The sequence below is a fragment of the Morganella psychrotolerans genome, from assembly GCF_001676055.1.
Classification (GTDB): domain Bacteria; phylum Pseudomonadota; class Gammaproteobacteria; order Enterobacterales; family Enterobacteriaceae; genus Morganella; species Morganella psychrotolerans_B.
In genome coordinates this window covers 14,624-31,646 of sequence record NZ_LZEX01000003.1, presented here as the reverse complement: position 1 = coordinate 31,646, position 17,023 = coordinate 14,624, and the positions used below count along the sequence as shown (strand labels likewise).

Here is a 17,023-nt window from a genome sequence, read left to right as displayed (position 1 = left end):
AAACGAACAGGCTGAACAATGGAGTTTGGCACAGGCTGGACGTTGATACCGTCCACAGCTGGGTTGTCGCTGGAGCTGGTATTCGTAGATGCGCCCGCCGTAGCGGTATGGTTACCTTTTGACGAAGCTACGACCACAGGCTCTTCAGACGCAGAGTCTCCAGAGCGTTGAAGCACAACGCCGTTATCAACTGACAGTGTATTGCTTTTTACGTTAAGACCATTCGCAATGGATGGTCCGGCAGTGATTGACGTGATTAACAGCGCCAAAATTTTTACGTGTTTACTATTCAACATTTGTTCCCCCGAACAGTGACGGACGCAATACACAGGAAGTTACCGCGACGGTTTTGTTAATGCTGTTCACTTTGTTTACCAAGCTTTCACTTATTCGTAAAAGCGCTCAATTTGTTTATAACCCGCACGAAGCGGGTGACGAAATTTAGGAGTTTGGGTCTCCCCAGATTTATTTGTCGCCTTTTTTGTCGCTCGGTAGTTCAGCTTTACCTTGCTTGATGTTGATGAAGGTCAGCACCGGGCGGTAACCTTTCACATCAATCGACATCTGGAACGTAACGGATTTAACGATGGGATTACCCGTGATCCCTTCAAGACCCTGACTGCCTTCAACAAAATAAGTGCCGGGAGCTTTTGGGTCGTGATATACACGGGTTGGCGTGAAGCTCAGACTGATACGGTCACGTTTGATCTGATCAATCTGGTCGTCAATACGCTTCATGACCTGCGAGTAAATGCCCGCATCCAGAAATGGCCCGATAGACTTCTTCAGCATGTCCACGGAGTCTGGGGTTGCGTTACCCATTGAGTTAGCCAGGTAGATTGCCCACGCTTGCATATAAGGCTGACCAGCCGTCTTCTCATCTAACCAAGTAGTCTCAGTTAAGTTAGGTGGAACGATAGTTACGATCTGTGAACGGTTCATCAGCGTGGTGGAGAGAATGCCGATACACATAATGGAGACAACCAACACCAGCTTCAGCGTGGTGTTTTCGCCCTTCATGTTCAGTAAACCTTTTTTGAAGTCTTGGCTCTTCATACAATAAATTCCCGGTCGAATGCGTTAGGTACAATGGTGCTTTTCCCGAAGGAAACACCGAACTTCCAGTAACACAGGTGCAAAAAGTATTTTTCTGATGCCTTTTGCAGGAAGCTGCCGTAAAAACGGGTGATCACGATACCGATGAGTGACATCGTGAAGAGACGACCGGTGAAGACGCCGATCCCCAGGAAAACAAAAAATGGCATCGCTTCATCAACGCTCCAGAAGAAGAACTTCGGTGGATCATCGACAGAATGCGAGATGTAGACAGGCTCACTCATTCTTACCCCCAATTATGAAACGAAATACCCGAACCCCTTCGGGTGCTATAACACTGCACGCAAACTTTTTTACTTCTCACCCCCTTGGGCTAATTGCGCCATCATCTGCATCAAGCCGGTTCCGTTAACGGAGCCTTGAACCATTGCCGACTTATCGCCATGCACCACGATATTTGCGGGCGTTTGTTGGATGTTGAGACGCGCAGCTTCTTTGACGTCTTCCGCGATTTTGGCGCTAGGGCGCGCGGCGTTCACACACTCAATAATGCGCTGACCATCAAGGCCGTTGTTCTCCGCCAATTTATCGAGAGGGGTTGCCAGGCCATGACCGTCAGAGCGGGTGTCAGCGAAAATTGCACGCGCCATTTTGTAGAACGCGGGGTTACCACCTTGCTCAGCGGCACACTCAGAGGCGAGTGACTCAGTGCGAGATGACTGTCCGTGTACTGGGACGTGTTTGAACACCATTGCAATATTGCCGGATGAAGAATCCACCAGATCCATCATCTGTGGGAAATGGGTTTTGCAGTACGGGCACTCAAAATCTGAATACTCAATGACGTAAAATTGAGCGTCTGGGTTGCCGTAGATACGCTCACTATCCGTAGACGGCGCATAGGATTTAGAAGGCTTATCACCTGTGCTAAATCCGATTGTGTTGTCTGTTTTAACCTGTTGAGAGACCTTTAGACCAGAAGCCGCGATGTATCTGTCAAACGCTGATTCCAGATCCGCGCGATTACTAATAACACCGCTGTTGCTGTCTGCAACGACAGCCAGGTCATTGAGCATGCGTGACTGCTTATTCAGCTGGCAAACGGCATAGCCGGACGTAGCCATCATGACGGCCAAAGGAATACCGTAAAGAAGCCATTTCAAACCATTTCGCTTAGCCATTAGTAACCTCGGGATTGTTGTAACTGTTCGGGAACGAAAACCATGTCAGGCTTTTTCAATTCACCGCGTTTTTTCATATCGTTATGCTGAGCCTGCATTCGCGGCAGTAAAATCTCAGCCATTTCTTTATCCATTACCGACTGGTCTGTCAGGTAGTCCGTCTTCTGAATGTGTTTCGCGATGACCGCAATACGTTCGGTCTTGTTTGTAAGAACAACAGCGGCACATAAACTGGCAGCAAAGCCGAGACATAAGACGCCGGATAACACAATGTGCTTCATTTCAGACATAGTTCACCTCGGGGGATAATTTACCATTCAGGTTTTGGTGCGGATAATGAAAAGCACCGCAAAACGCGGCGCTTTTCGGGGTAGGAATTTAGATGCGTTTTGGCAGGTTACTAATGAGCAGCGAACTGCCTATCGGGATCATCACAATCATGATGAGCGCCCCTATCATTGGCGGTACTGGAAGGGGGACGAACAGAGACAGCAAGATACTGTAAACCCCCCAACCGATCAGCACCATGCTGCGGCGGTTAAGGAAAGGAGATGAATAGGCAAAGGTGTATCGCTTGGCATTCCATCGCATGATACCGGCAAAGATGGAGGGCAGCGTGACCACCAGCATATACGGCATCCAGTAGATATTTAGTGTTAAGCGATATACGATCATATAAAACCAGTAATTTAGGTTTTCGGCCATGTTACGAAAGATAGACGCGAACAGATAAAGGGGCCCACCTTTGTTTGCCATATCATTCGCATCAAGTTCATAGAAATCCCTCAAAAAACCATCCACACCGGTATCGACAAAAAACGAGCGGTAGTTCTGGTTAACGTCCGATATCACTGGTGTGAAGTCCGAATCACCGATCAGTCGCTGGCCCCAGGCAACTTCTTTCTTCACGTTCTCGTAAAAATACGAGGCCGGGAAGAACATGGAAATAACAAACAGTACCGCCGTACTGAAGATGATGATCATCTTTATCGTCTGGGGCCACTTTTCTTCAGTCAATTGGTCAAGCATGTAAAATCCTTAATGCGAGTTTGTCCGCCACCGCATTAATGAGCTCGCTGTTCAGCCTGCGGGGCAGCTTGCTGGTTGTCGCCAGCTCTGAGAACCCCATTTTCCCGCCGAGATGTTCGGTGACGAAATTTGCCAGCATAATGAAGTAAACCGCTAGACGCTCCCAATCATTCAGTGGGCAATCGGTCTGTTGGTTATAAGCAGAGACCGAAGATTGCACGGCATCCGCCACCCGTCCTTTTGTCAGGTCACTCGGCAACAATGAAATGAGTGTTTGGGTGATCGGCTCTACACACGGCCAGATCAGTGTTAAACTGTCATATGCGTTGCAGTCTTCCTTTCGCAAAAAATAGGTTTTCATCTTGTTCATCACTTTTTACCCCCAACACGAATACGCGACTTTTCACCTCGGACTTTTTTCTCGTATAGCTTCAGGAATTTCAAGGCCTTCTTGCTGGCCTGATTGAAGGCCTTATCCCCCTTAGGTGAAATGATAATCGGCACCTTACCTTTGACGATTTTGTTCGCCTGATTAATTGCCATGAATTCAAGGTTCGGTAGCCAGCCCAACAATGGGGATGGGAACAGCTCACCTTCCTCTTCCATGATGCGCTCACTGACCGAGCCGGTGATCATCTCCGGGTCAGCACCCGCGCTAGACCCGTGTCCGCGCATCACGTATTTGAACTTAGTCATCGGCACACGCTTCATTACCGCTTCTTGTGCATCGGGATCCGGTGTACGCAACGCGGTAAAGTGGTTGGTATTGGTGATGATTTGTTTCATCTTCGCTTCAGAGCCCAGGCGTGCTTCAAAGTCGCTGGTGGACTGAGATGAGATGAAGAGGCGGAAGCCCGCACCACGGGTTTTGTTCAGCATCTTGATCACCTGATCGTTGATAACTTCAGCGGCCTCGTCGATCAGCACCATTACTGGAGCCAGGTCATCGCCTCGGGGCTTCATGAAGTTGTACACGTCCGCCGACACACTGGTGATGTCAGACAAAAAGATGGAACCCACTGCCGAACCAGTTTCACCATCCGCCAAGGAATCCAGCCCCATGTACAGCATGCCGCCAGTCGTGATGATGTCTCGCACGTTGGAGATAGGGCGGAAGTCATTCAGTTGTGACTCGTCATCACTGTCCGGGGAAAGCAATTCGGCCATAAAACCCTGAGTCAGCTGACTCAGGATAGGCATAACGTTCAAGATCATCTTCTGGAAGTGCTCTCGTTGGTGACCGAGCATATCCAGACCGGCTTCAATGCTGGGAAAACTGCGGTTTGCCTTGATATCGTTGCGGTAGATTTCCGCACAGATATCGGCGATTTCCTTTGGCCCCTTCGCCTTGTTTGCATAGCGATCCATGCGCATGGCGAAGATTCGGTCAAAATCATCCTCGCCCAACACCTGACGGCCAATTTTGGTCACTGACTTAATGATGAGATCGGCCAGGGAAGAAACGTCAGATCCCAACTGGGTTTTCACGTTCTTGAGCGTTGGCTTTATTTCGCAGACTTTCATCAGCTCAACAACCGTGGTCAAGGACATGATACCGAATGACACGAAGGGATCACTGGTGCCATCGGCGCGCTGAATGACGGAGGTTATGCGGTTCGCCACTTCCCCGGCGCGGGTGTAGTTCGTGATAGGTGAAATACGGGCGGATTTCTCGGGGTGCGCCAGTGACATATAGTTGAATTTATCTTCCCGGTTCACCAGCCGTAGGCACATGTTCATCCAGTCAGCCAACTCTTCATCGTTTTTCGGATCGATGAGGATGAGGGGTTGCTTCTTGAGCGCTGCCTGAAGGATAAGCAACTTATAATAGGTTGTTTTACCAGAGCCAGTTGTCCCGGTCACCAGAGTGTGCAATGACAACAGGTCTTCAGCAACACGGATCCATTCTTCAGATTCGCCCAGCGCATGTATCCAGCCAAGGCCCATGAAGTTTTCAGGCACTTTGCTCACGAACTTTTTAAGGTCGCGCTTGACGAGTTCGGAAGCTAACTGGCCTTCGGGTTGACGCCACTCAAATCCGCGTCCCAGCAGATAGCAATCGGGAAACTTCATCATTACGTCGATAACGGCTTCGAGATCCATTTTCAGGACGTTAGGCTTGCGCTTCAAGCGACTCTTGTGTTTGTAAATATCCCACGCAGAAGGCACGGAGCGAACTGCATAGGCTGCTTGAACCGCAACCGCTAAGTAGCATGGTACAGAAGGCATATTGAATGCAGCGTTGACTGCCAGTGAGGCAGCAATCCCCACACCCCAACCGGCGATTTCCAGCGCCTCAAAGTTGGGACGCCAACGCATGTTATAACTCCACTCACTCATTATCGTTCACCATGAAATTTTGAATGTTGCTGTTCACGAGGATGTAATCGACACCGGTACGTGTCACATAGTCGAAATTATCAATCAGCACTTGCTGAAACTGATTGGCGTTAATATTTAGGTCCTGCGCGATACGTCGCTTTTGCAGTGAGGACAAGGCGATTACTGGGTCACCATTGAATGCGGCTTTATTGGCCCCCTTGGTAGCGATGGCGCGATAGACTTCTGTCATATCGACACTGACGTCTGACAAATCGAACGGACTCAGATTTGAGCGATAGCGGTTACCAGAAAGCTGGTCGATGTCAGCGTTAAGCTCTTTACGCAGGTAGAAACACATTTGTGAACGGTGGGTGTAATACTCACAAGGGGCTTCCATAAACGGATACCAGATCCAGTCTGCATCCCGCATTGGCTCAAAGAGGGAGTCTTCAACCCCGTTTTCAAGAATAATGCAGCAGTGGCCGCTTTCATGGAAAAGGCTTGAAGAGTTTGCTGCAACATAGGAGGCCAGTTTGTCCTTGGCGAGATCGGGCGCGCTACGGAAAATTGGGCTCTGATCTTGATGCAAAGAGGTCAACTGCTCGACACCGAATGCAGCCGCGTTGTTCTTGTCGTAGCCAAAATCGTTATCCTGAGCCGGTTCAAAATTGCCGTTATCCACTTCATCCTGAACACGTTGGATTTGAGCGCGCGCTTCGGCCATCGGATCAATATCCGGTTTGGCTTCCATTAAGTTGCGCTCGTCATTCTGATAGTCATCCGTGACTGCGTGGTACTTCAGGGTCTCCCATAAAGATAGCGTTTCACGGTCAAACTCAGGCTCTTGATAATGCACCATCGTTGTAATTGGGGACGGAGTTTCGTCATCAGAACCTTGCTTGCTCAATACGTCTTTGAGGCTCAGCTGTTGCGGTTCAACCTTGTTTTTTTTCGGTTCGCGTGCCGGCACCTTAATAGGCTGACTCTGCTCAACCGGTACGGATGGAGCCTGGAAGGCTTCCCCTGGCTTTAGATTAGCCAGCTCTGCTTGGGCTTTGGCTTTCGCATCCTGTCGTGCATTGACCTTTTCATAGTCCGCATCAGACAGCAGTTTCAGGTGATGCAGCAGCTGGTGGGCGTTGTCCGGAGTTACAGGGTTAGAGGCACCAAACATATTTTCCAATGGGCTGTCATTCTCATCCGGCAGTAGTGTACCTCCCTTGAGGATTTCAGGATCGACGTCAGCCGGAATGCTGTTTTCGCGCGGTACTTTATTGCCCACGTAAGGGCGGCTTTCTTTCAGTACAGGGATATTTTTCCCTTTACTGGTTTGAAACTCACGCCACTCGCTCTCAATTCGAATGCGGGAGGAAATAGGCAGTGGCTCCATTGTGTCCACAAACAGGACGTCCGGAGAGATAAGACGCAGGCAACTCAACGCCACTTTCGGCTCTTTGCTGTTGCGCGAATCTCGGTCATTCATGATGTGGGGGGCAATGCGCCAATACGCGGTATCTTCGTTTTTGTTTACGTTCGGAATGCACAGCTTATAGCTCATCATCAGATCAGCTAGGCTGTTGGCCGATTGAGGGATCACTGCACCGGATTTCTTCACGGTGTTGGTGATGTCTTTGACTGCCGTACCCCAAACGATAAACACGCCGTAGGTGGTTACCCAAATTGGGTTACCAGGCTTGTTGGGTTGCCAAACACCTTTCTTTAATAGGTGGCGCATGGCATCCACAATACGTTGGACAGCAGGCACACCCGACTGTGTTGCACGAACCGCGTCACCGCCGTAACGTTGCAGATCGTGACGGACAGAAATAACGTCAGACTCCTTCACAATCTTCAGGATCTTGTTTTTCATTTCGGGTGCCGTTTCGTCGGTGGCATCCAGTCTAAAGGTACTCACTGCCATAGCCCGAGTCAGCTCGTTATAGATGTCGTTACCTTCGCTCAGCAGGAACTCATGCAGGATTTGCGGCATGATCATCATCATCATAGCCGTGGTGCTTGAGTGGTGTTGTTGGTGCCGCGAGCTCTTCCAGACTAGGAAATAACGTTCAATTTTATTGGCTTTAGCCCATTCATGAATAGGGGTTCGACCCGGAGGCCAGTGATAGGTACCTGACTTGTCCCAGACCTCGTAATCGGTAAATGGCTTACCAATGTCATGCAGCAGGCCAGCGGTTGCAATTGCAAGACGCCAGGCCAACATTCGGCTAGATTTCACCACAGGCATTTCCATCGAATCGAATTCAATGTTTTTGGCTTTACGAATGGACTGGAAGCACACTTCTAGCGAATGGCGCATCAGGCCACTTTGTGCCCGGTGGTGGTGGTGTTCGGATGCGGGGAACAGCTGTACGAAATTCGCAAAGCTATCAAGCATCGGCATCATCAACTGGTCAAATTCGCTATCACGAATATTGAGCTCGCGTTTAATGGCCTGGATCATGTCAGTTTGTTTTTCACGCAGAATGTAGTTACCCGGAATCAGTGCAGGGAAACCAATTTCGGCAGGCGGGTAACGCAAGATGTCTCCACGCACAACCATTGAATCCACGCCGTCGCGCATAGAGTCGATTTCTTCGAGGGTCTCCAGAGGGATGTTAATCTCTTCCTGTTCCTCATTTTTTTTGCCAAACAGCGTTTTGATGATCTTCAGCATTTAAAGCTCTCCGTTGTAGTGCAAGTACGATAACCCATGACGGGGTGCAGGCTGGAACGAAAAGGCCCCCGTTTTGTCGCCTAAAACGGTAACTGGAGAAATTAAAAAAAAGGATAATGACTATGCTTTCTAACCGGAGAAGAAGTGATGAAAACCCGTAATCGTTTCGCATTGCCCTTGTTGGCAACTTTAGTCATTGCCACCTTGACCGGGTGTGCCGCTGACAAACCAACGGCCCCAGAACGTACTTACGTTGATGAAACGCAGGTGACTGTGGTCAAGGCGACTTATCCAGAGGGCTATGAGTTTTCAGAGTCCTACTACAGTACAGAACGTGGCGGTGCGGCACTGCGCCATCCAGGCTATGAGCACACGCTGGTGAGCCCGTATGCGGTACATGATCAGACAGGTAAACGCTATGTTGCTCGTGATCTGGATACCCAGATTTTGCTCACCAGCGTATCCAGTACGGCCTATGCCAATGGCCCGCGCGGGACGTTTACGCAGTCACCTAGATTCTGCGATGAAAACTCTTTCATGCTGCCGAACAGCAAGCAGACCGCCAAGCGGGGTGAGTACCTGCAAATTAAAGAGCGTTACTGCTCTACACCAGGTTACCGATTAAGTCAGCATGAGATTGACGTGCTGACCCGAGGTGAGCCAGAAGAACTGCGCCAGTATCGACTGAAAATGTATGTCGATAACCAATTCACCAAATTTTAAGTGACTACTAATTCTTAAGTGGGGTAAGAAAACGATGTCCAAGCAAGTCAAGAAAGTTCAAATCATCGGTCCTATTGCTATTGGCGTGATGATTGCAGTTGCAATGGGTGCCAGTGTCTACACTGCCGTGCAAACGAGCGATATCAAGACCAAACTGAACAGCCTTCAAGCGCAGGTGGTGCAGGTCGAAAACAACGGAAAAAGCTTGTACGCAAGTGTTGAGGGACACTTTGCGCAGTTAGCGAAAACCGGTGGTGTTGCGGGCGGTGAAGGTGGTGACGTGAAATCAGCGGTCAAAGCGGCGCTGGCAGGTATGGAAGAAGATAAACTGGCCGAGAAGCGAGCTGAGCTTTATAAAGGCTGGGAGCAGGTGAGTGTGAACAAAGATGGGCGCTATATTTACGGTAACCCGGATGCACGCTTCACGCTGGTGAACTACGAAGATCTGGAATGCCCGTTCTGCAAGCAGTTCCATAAAACACCGAAATATCTGGTCGATACGGCCAACAATGGTGCGGTGAACTGGGAGTGGCGTCACTTCAACCTGGCTTTCCACGAGCCGATGGCAACCAAAGCAGCCATGACAGCAGAGTGTGTGGCAGAGCAGAAGGGACCAAAGGGCTTCTGGGGTGCGACCAACTACTGGTTCGAACACACGCAGGGCAATGGCAAAGGTTTTGAAGACAGTGCAGGTATCCCGGCGTTGTTTGAGCTGGATAAAGCCGCGTTTGATACCTGTATGCAGGATCCGAACATCATTCAGCGCATTAAGCGTGATATGGATGCAGGTATGAAAGATGGTGTAAACGGGACACCGACTACCCTAGTCATCGATAACAAAACGGGTGAACGTGAAAGCATTGTCGGTGCTCGACCGTTCGCAGGCTTTGTTGAAGTCATTGAGCGCATGGTGAAAGGCGAGTCTGAAAAAGCACCAGCTGCCGCACCTGCTAAAAAATAAAACCTGAAGCCCGGGTTGTCCGGGCAATCCTACTATCCAGCACAGAGAATATTATGCAAAAAAGTTTATTTTTAATTCCGGCGTTGCTGATTGCACTCAGCGTCTCGACAGCGGTTCAGGCCACCGAAAAATCTAGCGAATCAGATCAGATCCAGGCATTAAAGAGCCTGGCAAGCGGTGACAAGAATGGGGAACAGTTGAAACCGTTATGGGAACGTGGGGTTGATGGTCTTAATGCTAAAAAATGCGATATCAAAGAGTCGCTGCATGAGCTCAGCAAAAAGATGGAAAATCAATTTGCGGGCGAGAATCTGGATGTGGAAACAACGGCACATGCACAGGCTAAGAATGATAGTCCTGACAAAGAGAGCTACGCCTGCCAGTGATTGCCATTTGTTGTATCAAAGCCAGCCTAGCGCTGTTTTTTTATGATAACATCCCATGCCTTAGGATTTTTGTTCTCAAAGAAGGGGAATTAAAGAACTTCATGTAAAGGAGATCCATTAACGGGTCGTTATTAATGCTTATTATGTGTAGCGATGCAGGTGCTCCTTCATGGTAAGCAATGATTCCACTCATGTGACTTGAACATTTCATCCCAGCTAGCCATACACAGCATCCTTGTAAAATTTGTTAAGGCGATAATATCATTGAATCGAATATAGAAAAGGCCCCTGAAGGGCCTTCTTTACACAATGACAATCGACTCGTTTCGCTCACGCCGATGATTATACTGTTCGAGCAATTCCAACATTGAACCGTTGATGTTGATACGGCTCTGGGTGCGTGTAACTGCGACATACAGCAGGTTCATCTCATCAATAATGCTCTGCTTCGACTTCTTCATCATCAGCGCCTCAATGATGCTTGGGAAATCATCGTTCAAGATAACGTTATCCCATTCCATTCCTTTCGAAGTGTGAGCCGTGGTGATAATCAGATCGGCATCTTTGTGGCTTCTGGCTTCGTTCAGCCTCATAGTGTCCACCATGCCAGGAATATCAACATAGTTATCCATGAGTCGGATAGCGCGCGTCATGTTGGTGTCTTTCGTGGTCTCAGCGATTTCTTGAAAGTTAGCCCAGTTGCCATAATCGGTCAGCACTCGTGGGTTTTTAATCGCCTCATAGTTGCTCGTCTTCATGGCATGAAGATCAAGTAATTCACCCAGGTTATACTTTCCAATACCGCCGTTCCACATCACGCGCTTACCCATCAGGATTGCTTCATATGCTGAAGAGATGACGCCCATATAAGTTCGCGAGATAACGGCATGGAAACCTTGCTTGGCAATTTCTTCCGGAGGGCACACTTCATCCAATTTTCCCAGACCGACCAGTGGGTACGTTTCCCCAATCATAGACAGCACGACGTTGGCAAGCGCCGCAACCATCGGACCAAACCGGAAGGATTTTGTCAGCCTAAGTACGGACGCGCCTTTTTCTTCTACGACGCCGAGAGCATTTTCAGCACCTCTCCACCGGTTGATCATTTGGTGTTTATCGCCGACAAATAATTTCGCGCACTTGTTATTGAGAACAATATCAAGCGTTACAGGGTTGGCATCCTGCGCCTCGTCGAACAGGATAATATCGTAGGCTGCATCAAGAGCCGGGTTCGACATTTGGTAGAGCTTCAGCAGCGTGTTGTTCGTGCAGGGAACATCAGACTCCTGGTCAATTTGTTGCTTCCAGATCCGGCGAGCGGTACGCAGAGCAGCATCCACGCGGGAGGGTGGGATTTTATCTATGTTACCAATATCCTTTAAAACGTGTGAAGTATTGATTTCATAGTCCGCCGAGTTCATAAAGTGCGACAAACCATTAATTGCCAGCTTCACCACGCGCCAGTCCTCTTCCCCCATCAGGTCTCGATATTCCTTTACCTGAATGTTCAGTTTGGTCTTATGACGATAGTGCTTAAAGCGGGCAGCGGCCAGTGCGTGCGAGGTTTTGCAGTCCACGTTTTTTGGAAATTTCTTCTCGGCCTCTTCCCGGATAGACTTGTTGAAAACCAAATAAAGCATCTTTTTGTCTTTGTGGGTATCCGCATAGACCTTCAGTGTGAAAGTTTTGCCTGACCCCGCGTAGGCTTGCACGCAAACCATCGACCCAGGCTCTGCCTTATAGTCAATGATTTTCTGTTGCTCATCAGTTGCTGCCATGAGGCTTCCTGTCGGTTGAAATAGACGTAAATCATACGATTTTTGCAACACAGAAGGCACCGAAAAGGAGGCCAGATCGGGGACAAAAAAAGCTGACTAATTGGTTTGTTCGGTGTCTCATAGAAGCTATAAATTAGGGGGTATTTTAATACTAAATGCGGTAGTCGTTACCGGTTTAGAAATCTCCGATACAATAGGCAAAATATCAATGAAAGATTCCGACCAAGAACCACTTAATGCAGAATTGATAAGCCCTGAGTGCTTCGTGAAAAATATGCGGGCACTGTATATGAAGAGCACTCGAGCACTTCGTGATTCCGACAGGCAGGCACAAAAGAAAAAGCAATTGCAAAAGGCGGTACAAGATGCCACAACGCAGTTAAGCGAACTTTCCATTAAAAGCCTTGACGGGCAGCGCAGCGACTCTTTCCAAGCACAGCAGGACAAAACAGCGAAAGCGCTCAGGAAGGCAAATCGAAAATTGGCTAAGTTCTTTAATACAGCGGAAGAAGTGGAAGACCGCACAACGCTGGCCCTGACCAATCTTAGGGATTACCTCACTACCCACATAGATGAGAGGAATAAATAATGTTTTACGCATACACGGTCCTGTGGATGACTGCTTGGAGCCTCATTTCGATTTACGTGTATCGTAAGGATAAGCAGCAGGCGATTGAACGAGGCCCGCGAGTCGAGGAACTTACACTTGATGCGTTGGCTTTTCTGGGTGGTTGGCCGGGTTGCATTGTGGCTCAGCAGATGTTTAAGCATAAAACGCGCAGTGCGTACCAACGCCGCTTTCGTGCATTGGTTGGGGCATGGGTACTCGGCTACGCTTCTCTATGGTATTTCTTGTGGGTAGGGCAGCTGATTTAACGCGACACCCCCAAATAAATAAGAGGAGGCCATTACAAAGCGGCCTCCTTTTTGTTTACCTCCTTAATGGATAATGCAAAAATGCAGGTGCAAGTTGCAAATTTGCATTGCCATCGGAGGGAGTAATGATTTGGGATGATATCCGAGTCTTTTTAGCTATATACCGGACTGGGGCAATAAGGGATGCTGCACAACGTTTAACAATGGATCAAACTACGGTAACTAGGCGGCTGAATAACCTCGAAAAAACATTGGACTGCAAACTTTTCTTGCGCACTCAAGACGGATACATCCTCACTCCAGCAGGAATTAATGCCCTGGATAGTGCAGAGAGGATGGAGCGAGATGCAGTTTCATTTAAGCGCCTGAGCGAAGGAGTTAATAGTGAGCTTTGTGGTGATGTCGTTCTCGCTACAACCGACACATTGGCCGTGGACTTCATTTTACCGGCACTGAAAATCCTGCGAGAGAAATATCCGAACATCAGAGTGAGCGTCAAAACCTCGACCCGTATTTTAGACCTTTCGCGACGTGAAGCAGATATTGCCGTAAGAACGCTTCGACCAGAACAGGGTGACTTGATCGTTCGAAGACTCACTGAATGGGAAGTAGGGTTATATGCTACTCAGGAATATCTAGATAAGTATGGAATGCCTGTGGTTGGAACGCACTTCGCAGGTCATGAAGTTGCCATCTATCAGAAGGGGATCACTAGCAGGCAGGGTGCAACACTCGTTGGCGAGTCGCGTAAAGAGGCAAAAATAGCAGCCGAACTAGACTCCAGTTTTATGCTTTCCACTTTTATTTGTTCTGGCCTGGCCTTGGGTGAGTTGCCTGACTATCAGGCAACTCTTTATCCTGAGCTGATTCGACTGTGGCCGGAAAAGAAAAGAAAGAAAAATTACGAAGTGTGGCTAGTCATGCATACTGACTCAGCACAAACCGCACGAGTCAGAGCCGTAGTCAATGTTATTGCCGAGGTGTTCGAACAAAAGTGACATAAATAACTATATTGAGATGAATTTAATATAGAGTACGCAAATAACAAAAACCCAGCCGAAGCTGGGTTTTCTTGATTCTGGCCGAAGCAGGCAACTTAGATGCCAACTGGCAGTGCAGTGGTAACAGCGCTGGTGGAGGTCATCATGCCGTCGATGATGTCTGGCGCGTAGTACAGGCCGATAGCCGCACCAACCGCAACAGCGAAGGTCATCAGAGACTGGCGAACAACCGCAGCGGCAACACCGACGATTACGATCAGACCGACCAGCACGCGACCCAGAGAGCCCTGCATGTATTCAGTGATGGTCTTCCACACATCACTGAAACCAGTTTGTTCGGTGCCTTTTGCGTAGATGGCGGTCACGCCCAAGGCCAGAACAGCGGAAGCAGCCAGGACAGATTTCAGGTTACGGGCGGAGATAGTTTTCATCGTTAACATCCTTTCTTTGGTTAAAGTTACGTTTTGGATGTTCACCTGACTATTTAACGGGTTTCAGCAGGGAACGGATATAAATATACAGATACCGTATTCCTGTTTCATCAAAAAAGCCGGACAAAAAAGCTCATTGAACGCTTAAATAAGGTGACATTTTGATGCAAATATGAAAATAGTAGGATTAAGTCGATAAAAACAGATGTTAGTGCGTTTTATGTACTGGGTGAAATGGTGAACAAATCGCATGGATAAACGTTTTGTCACTGGTTTTTCTTGTGTTGTAATGGTCATCGGTAATACAAACTTCTCTAATGGTGACCCAATGACTATGAAGAAAACGCTATTGGTCAGTTCGCTGGCTTTCTCCCTCGCATTTTCAGCGCAAAGTGCCTCTGCTTTTAAGTTTGACGACCTCCTTAGTAAGTTGGGTAGTGATAACGCTCAAACCCAGCAAAGTGATCCGCGCACAGAGAAGGGGGCGCAGATCAACAATGAGACAAAAATTGTCATTGGATTTTCTCCAGAAGGCTCTGCCCAGAAAGCAATCATCAATACTATCCGCCTCGCCAAGACAGAGCTTCGCCTGGCTGCATACTCTTTTACTTCTCCGGAGATCGTGAAAGAGCTTGTGGCAGCAAAGAAACGCGGTGTAGACGTTAAAATCGTGGTGGATGAAAAGGGCAACAAAAGTAAGCATTCGCTTTCGGCCATGAACACCGTGCAACTCGCTAAGATCCCAATTCGAACTAATGGTCGCTATGCCATCATGCACGACAAGTTTATAGTGGTAGACAGGAAGACTGTAGAAACAGGGTCATTCAACTATAGCGCCAGTGCGAATAGCAGGAACAGCGAAAATGCCATTGTATTGTACAACCTACCAGAAGTGGCGGAAGTCTACCTGGAACACTGGGAACGACGCTGGAGTGATGGAACGGTGCCAGTCATGAACTATTAAGTTTTCCGCTTAATGATGACCGGCGTTTACTCCGCCGGCTCATCTACAGGCTCCAATCTATTTATATTCACCCAGCCATTTGCATCACCATACGCAACCAATAACCAACCATTATTATCTCCACCAATTGGTTTTGTCGCTCTCATTCCATTGACCTGAAGAATATCGCCGGGAACCACAAACCAATTATTGTTACGGCATTGCTCTGTCGGAGCTGCGTGAAAATAGGCTCTTCCTTTTCCGATTACACGCCATTTTGGTGACTGCGGGATGAAGGCTTCAAGCCGGATAGTGTTCAGAATTTGATGACATTCTTCCTCTTTTCTGAGGCATGACTGCAATCTTTGGCCTTGAGCAGGACTGAAAGTTAAAGTTTCCTCTGTACTCATCGACTGCAATCGATTTTTTTTCAGGTCGTATGAAACCCACCCCAATTGGCCTGCGCCAGGGGATTCATTGGATGGTTTTTGGCTTTTATCAGAAAGCTGAATCATCAGTTCATCTCCCTCGCGGTTTTCGATGAAAATATCCAGCTTATCTGAAGTGACACGTTCCGATTGAATTAGTGCATGGTTACTACTGGCGATTAACTTAATTAACTCTAGGCGACATTGAAACAAATCCCCCGAATAAGTGGCGGGCATCGTGCCATCATCATCAATACCATCAATTGCCATTGATGGAAAAGAAACCAAACCCAGACTGAGGTAGATAATCGACGTTATAAAACGCATACAAATTCCTTGTTTGCACACTCACAAAAGTCTGCGTTGATTAATTCATTGTTACTATATTATTCATGGTATTCAACTTTTGAAATAGTCTAATACAGCAATCGTAAGCAATTCATCTATTGTCTGATAAAAAGGTGCGTGGTGATAAAGGGGGAGTTAATTGAGTGCGGGAACTAATAGCCACTTAAGTTAAAGTGGCTTTGGACTTATTTTAAAATGGCATACAGACCGGATTCGTCCGTATCGACAAAGAATGCCTGCCAGAGCTTTCTAGCCAGCGCCGGATTGATGACATTCACCTTTGTGATAGGCATGATCCGACTAAGACCCAGCCCCATAAAATGCTCGTAAAGCATGCGAGAGTGCCCACCAAACACGTTCAGCGGCTGGTTTAGAATATACACCACTTCCGCCATTGTCAGGCCTTCAACTTGCAATGTATAACCCAGCGCACGAGAACAGATTTCACGCATAACACCACGCTTAACCCGATAGATTTCATCCCCTGGGAAGTGCTGCGGTAATTCACTGCGGTCACAAGTTACGGGGTCGATGCCGTCAATATAACAGGCTGTATCATACTCTATGCGGTATTGCGGCTCACCTCGTGCATCGGTGTTTTGTAGGCTACCTACCGGATCAAGAATGGTTCCATCCTCCAACACCAGCCAGCCATATTGCGTATGAGATACAGAGAAAACACCGTGGTCACCCTCGTTAACAGCGTCTTTATGACGCGTTAGCCGAGTACCTAGCATTGCTTTACCACCGAAGATCCCCCTTTGCAGAAGGGCTCGACACACGAGGTAGGAGTGTTCGGACGTCCAATGTGCGTGAGGTATATCAATGCAATAGCTCGTTGAAATGAGACGGATCCCGTCGATAAGTGGGCTTATCATATTCGCTC

The 17,023-nt window shown here is 48.2% G+C and carries 19 protein-coding genes; 7 read left to right on the top strand and 12 right to left on the bottom strand.

Annotation, left to right across the window (positions count from 1 at the left end; genetic code table 11):
- Window positions 1-465: 465 nt before the first annotated feature.
- The 8 genes from AYY17_RS04435 to mobH all read right to left on the bottom strand — a co-directional run bounded on the left by AYY17_RS04435 (window position 466) and on the right by mobH (window position 8,262).
- Window positions 466-1,056 carry a TraE/TraK family type IV conjugative transfer system protein gene (locus AYY17_RS04435; protein ID WP_067421645.1) on the bottom strand — a complete coding sequence of 197 codons (591 nt, stop codon included), beginning with the start codon at window positions 1,054-1,056 and terminating at the stop codon, window positions 466-468.
- Window positions 1,053-1,340: a type IV conjugative transfer system protein TraL gene (gene traL / locus AYY17_RS04430; protein WP_067421643.1), complete on the bottom strand. Its 288-nt coding sequence runs from the start codon at window positions 1,338-1,340 to the stop codon at window positions 1,053-1,055. The genes AYY17_RS04435 and traL overlap by 4 nt, the downstream gene beginning before the upstream one ends.
- A gap of 69 nt (window positions 1,341-1,409) precedes the next feature.
- On the bottom strand, window positions 1,410-2,237 hold the full coding sequence (locus tag AYY17_RS04425) for a DsbA family protein (RefSeq protein ID WP_067421641.1): 828 nt from the start codon (window positions 2,235-2,237) through the stop codon (window positions 1,410-1,412).
- Complete coding sequence (locus tag AYY17_RS04420; RefSeq protein WP_067421640.1) at window positions 2,237-2,527, bottom strand: hypothetical protein; 291 nt, start codon at window positions 2,525-2,527, stop codon at window positions 2,237-2,239. Before AYY17_RS04420 ends, AYY17_RS04425 begins: the two co-directional genes overlap by 1 nt.
- A gap of 88 nt (window positions 2,528-2,615) precedes the next feature.
- Window positions 2,616-3,266 (bottom strand): DUF4400 domain-containing protein, encoded by a 651-nt coding sequence (locus AYY17_RS04415; protein ID WP_067421638.1) that lies wholly within the window; start codon window positions 3,264-3,266, stop codon window positions 2,616-2,618.
- Complete coding sequence (locus tag AYY17_RS04410) at window positions 3,259-3,636, bottom strand: hypothetical protein (protein WP_082981274.1); 378 nt, start codon at window positions 3,634-3,636, stop codon at window positions 3,259-3,261. Before AYY17_RS04410 ends, AYY17_RS04415 begins: the two co-directional genes overlap by 8 nt.
- A complete protein-coding gene (gene traD, locus AYY17_RS04405; RefSeq protein ID WP_235845275.1) occupies window positions 3,636-5,585 on the bottom strand; it encodes a conjugative transfer system coupling protein TraD in 1,950 nt (649 codons plus the stop codon). The genes AYY17_RS04410 and traD overlap by 1 nt, the downstream gene beginning before the upstream one ends.
- 13 nt (window positions 5,586-5,598) lie before the next feature.
- Window positions 5,599-8,262, bottom strand: a complete 2,664-nt coding sequence (gene mobH / locus AYY17_RS04400; RefSeq protein ID WP_067421634.1) for a MobH family relaxase — start codon at window positions 8,260-8,262, stop codon at window positions 5,599-5,601.
- 147 nt (window positions 8,263-8,409) lie between these two features.
- Here mobH and AYY17_RS21705 point away from each other — a divergent pair, with 147 nt between their 5' ends.
- The 3 genes from AYY17_RS21705 to AYY17_RS04385 are packed head-to-tail and all read left to right on the top strand — an operon-like array spanning window position 8,410 to window position 10,332.
- Window positions 8,410-8,985 (top strand): hypothetical protein, encoded by a 576-nt coding sequence (locus AYY17_RS21705; RefSeq protein WP_067421632.1) that lies wholly within the window; start codon window positions 8,410-8,412, stop codon window positions 8,983-8,985.
- A gap of 34 nt (window positions 8,986-9,019) precedes the next feature.
- Window positions 9,020-9,946, top strand: a complete 927-nt coding sequence (locus AYY17_RS04390) for a DsbA family protein (protein ID WP_235845274.1) — start codon at window positions 9,020-9,022, stop codon at window positions 9,944-9,946.
- A 53-nt stretch (window positions 9,947-9,999) separates the two neighbouring features.
- Window positions 10,000-10,332, top strand: a complete 333-nt coding sequence (locus AYY17_RS04385) for a hypothetical protein (RefSeq protein ID WP_067421630.1) — start codon at window positions 10,000-10,002, stop codon at window positions 10,330-10,332.
- Between the two features lie 302 nt (window positions 10,333-10,634).
- On the opposite strand, the gene AYY17_RS04380 is transcribed toward AYY17_RS04385, so the two are convergent.
- A complete protein-coding gene (locus tag AYY17_RS04380) occupies window positions 10,635-12,110 on the bottom strand; it encodes a 3'-5' exonuclease (RefSeq protein ID WP_067421628.1) in 1,476 nt (491 codons plus the stop codon).
- Window positions 12,111-12,318: 208 nt separating this feature from the next.
- On the opposite strand from AYY17_RS04380, the gene AYY17_RS04375 reads away from it, so the two are divergent.
- The 3 genes from AYY17_RS04375 to AYY17_RS04365 all read left to right on the top strand — a co-directional run bounded on the left by AYY17_RS04375 (window position 12,319) and on the right by AYY17_RS04365 (window position 13,984).
- Window positions 12,319-12,699: a hypothetical protein gene (locus tag AYY17_RS04375; RefSeq protein WP_067421626.1), complete on the top strand. Its 381-nt coding sequence runs from the start codon at window positions 12,319-12,321 to the stop codon at window positions 12,697-12,699.
- Complete coding sequence (locus AYY17_RS04370) at window positions 12,699-12,986, top strand: DUF1294 domain-containing protein (protein ID WP_067421624.1); 288 nt, start codon at window positions 12,699-12,701, stop codon at window positions 12,984-12,986. The genes AYY17_RS04375 and AYY17_RS04370 overlap by 1 nt, the downstream gene beginning before the upstream one ends.
- Before the next feature lie 125 nt (window positions 12,987-13,111).
- Entirely contained in the window at window positions 13,112-13,984 is an 873-nt protein-coding gene (locus AYY17_RS04365; RefSeq protein ID WP_067421622.1) for a LysR family transcriptional regulator, read from the top strand.
- Between the two features lie 98 nt (window positions 13,985-14,082).
- On the opposite strand, the gene traA is transcribed toward AYY17_RS04365, so the two are convergent.
- On the bottom strand, window positions 14,083-14,418 hold the full coding sequence (gene traA / locus AYY17_RS04360) for a TraA family conjugative transfer protein (RefSeq protein ID WP_067421620.1): 336 nt from the start codon (window positions 14,416-14,418) through the stop codon (window positions 14,083-14,085).
- A 250-nt stretch (window positions 14,419-14,668) separates the two neighbouring features.
- On the opposite strand from traA, the gene AYY17_RS04355 reads away from it, so the two are divergent.
- Complete coding sequence (locus AYY17_RS04355) at window positions 14,669-15,382, top strand: phospholipase D family nuclease (protein WP_235845273.1); 714 nt, start codon at window positions 14,669-14,671, stop codon at window positions 15,380-15,382.
- Between the two features lie 26 nt (window positions 15,383-15,408).
- Here AYY17_RS04355 and AYY17_RS04350 read toward each other — a convergent pair whose 3' ends face one another.
- Both AYY17_RS04350 and AYY17_RS21055 read right to left on the bottom strand, forming a co-directional pair.
- The gene (locus AYY17_RS04350; RefSeq protein ID WP_067421618.1) at window positions 15,409-16,116 is read right to left on the bottom strand and encodes a hypothetical protein; all 708 of its coding nucleotides are present in this window, start codon (window positions 16,114-16,116) and stop codon (window positions 15,409-15,411) included.
- A 206-nt stretch (window positions 16,117-16,322) separates the two neighbouring features.
- Entirely contained in the window at window positions 16,323-17,015 is a 693-nt protein-coding gene (locus AYY17_RS21055; RefSeq protein WP_082981273.1) for a hypothetical protein, read from the bottom strand.
- Window positions 17,016-17,023 lie beyond the last annotated feature (8 nt).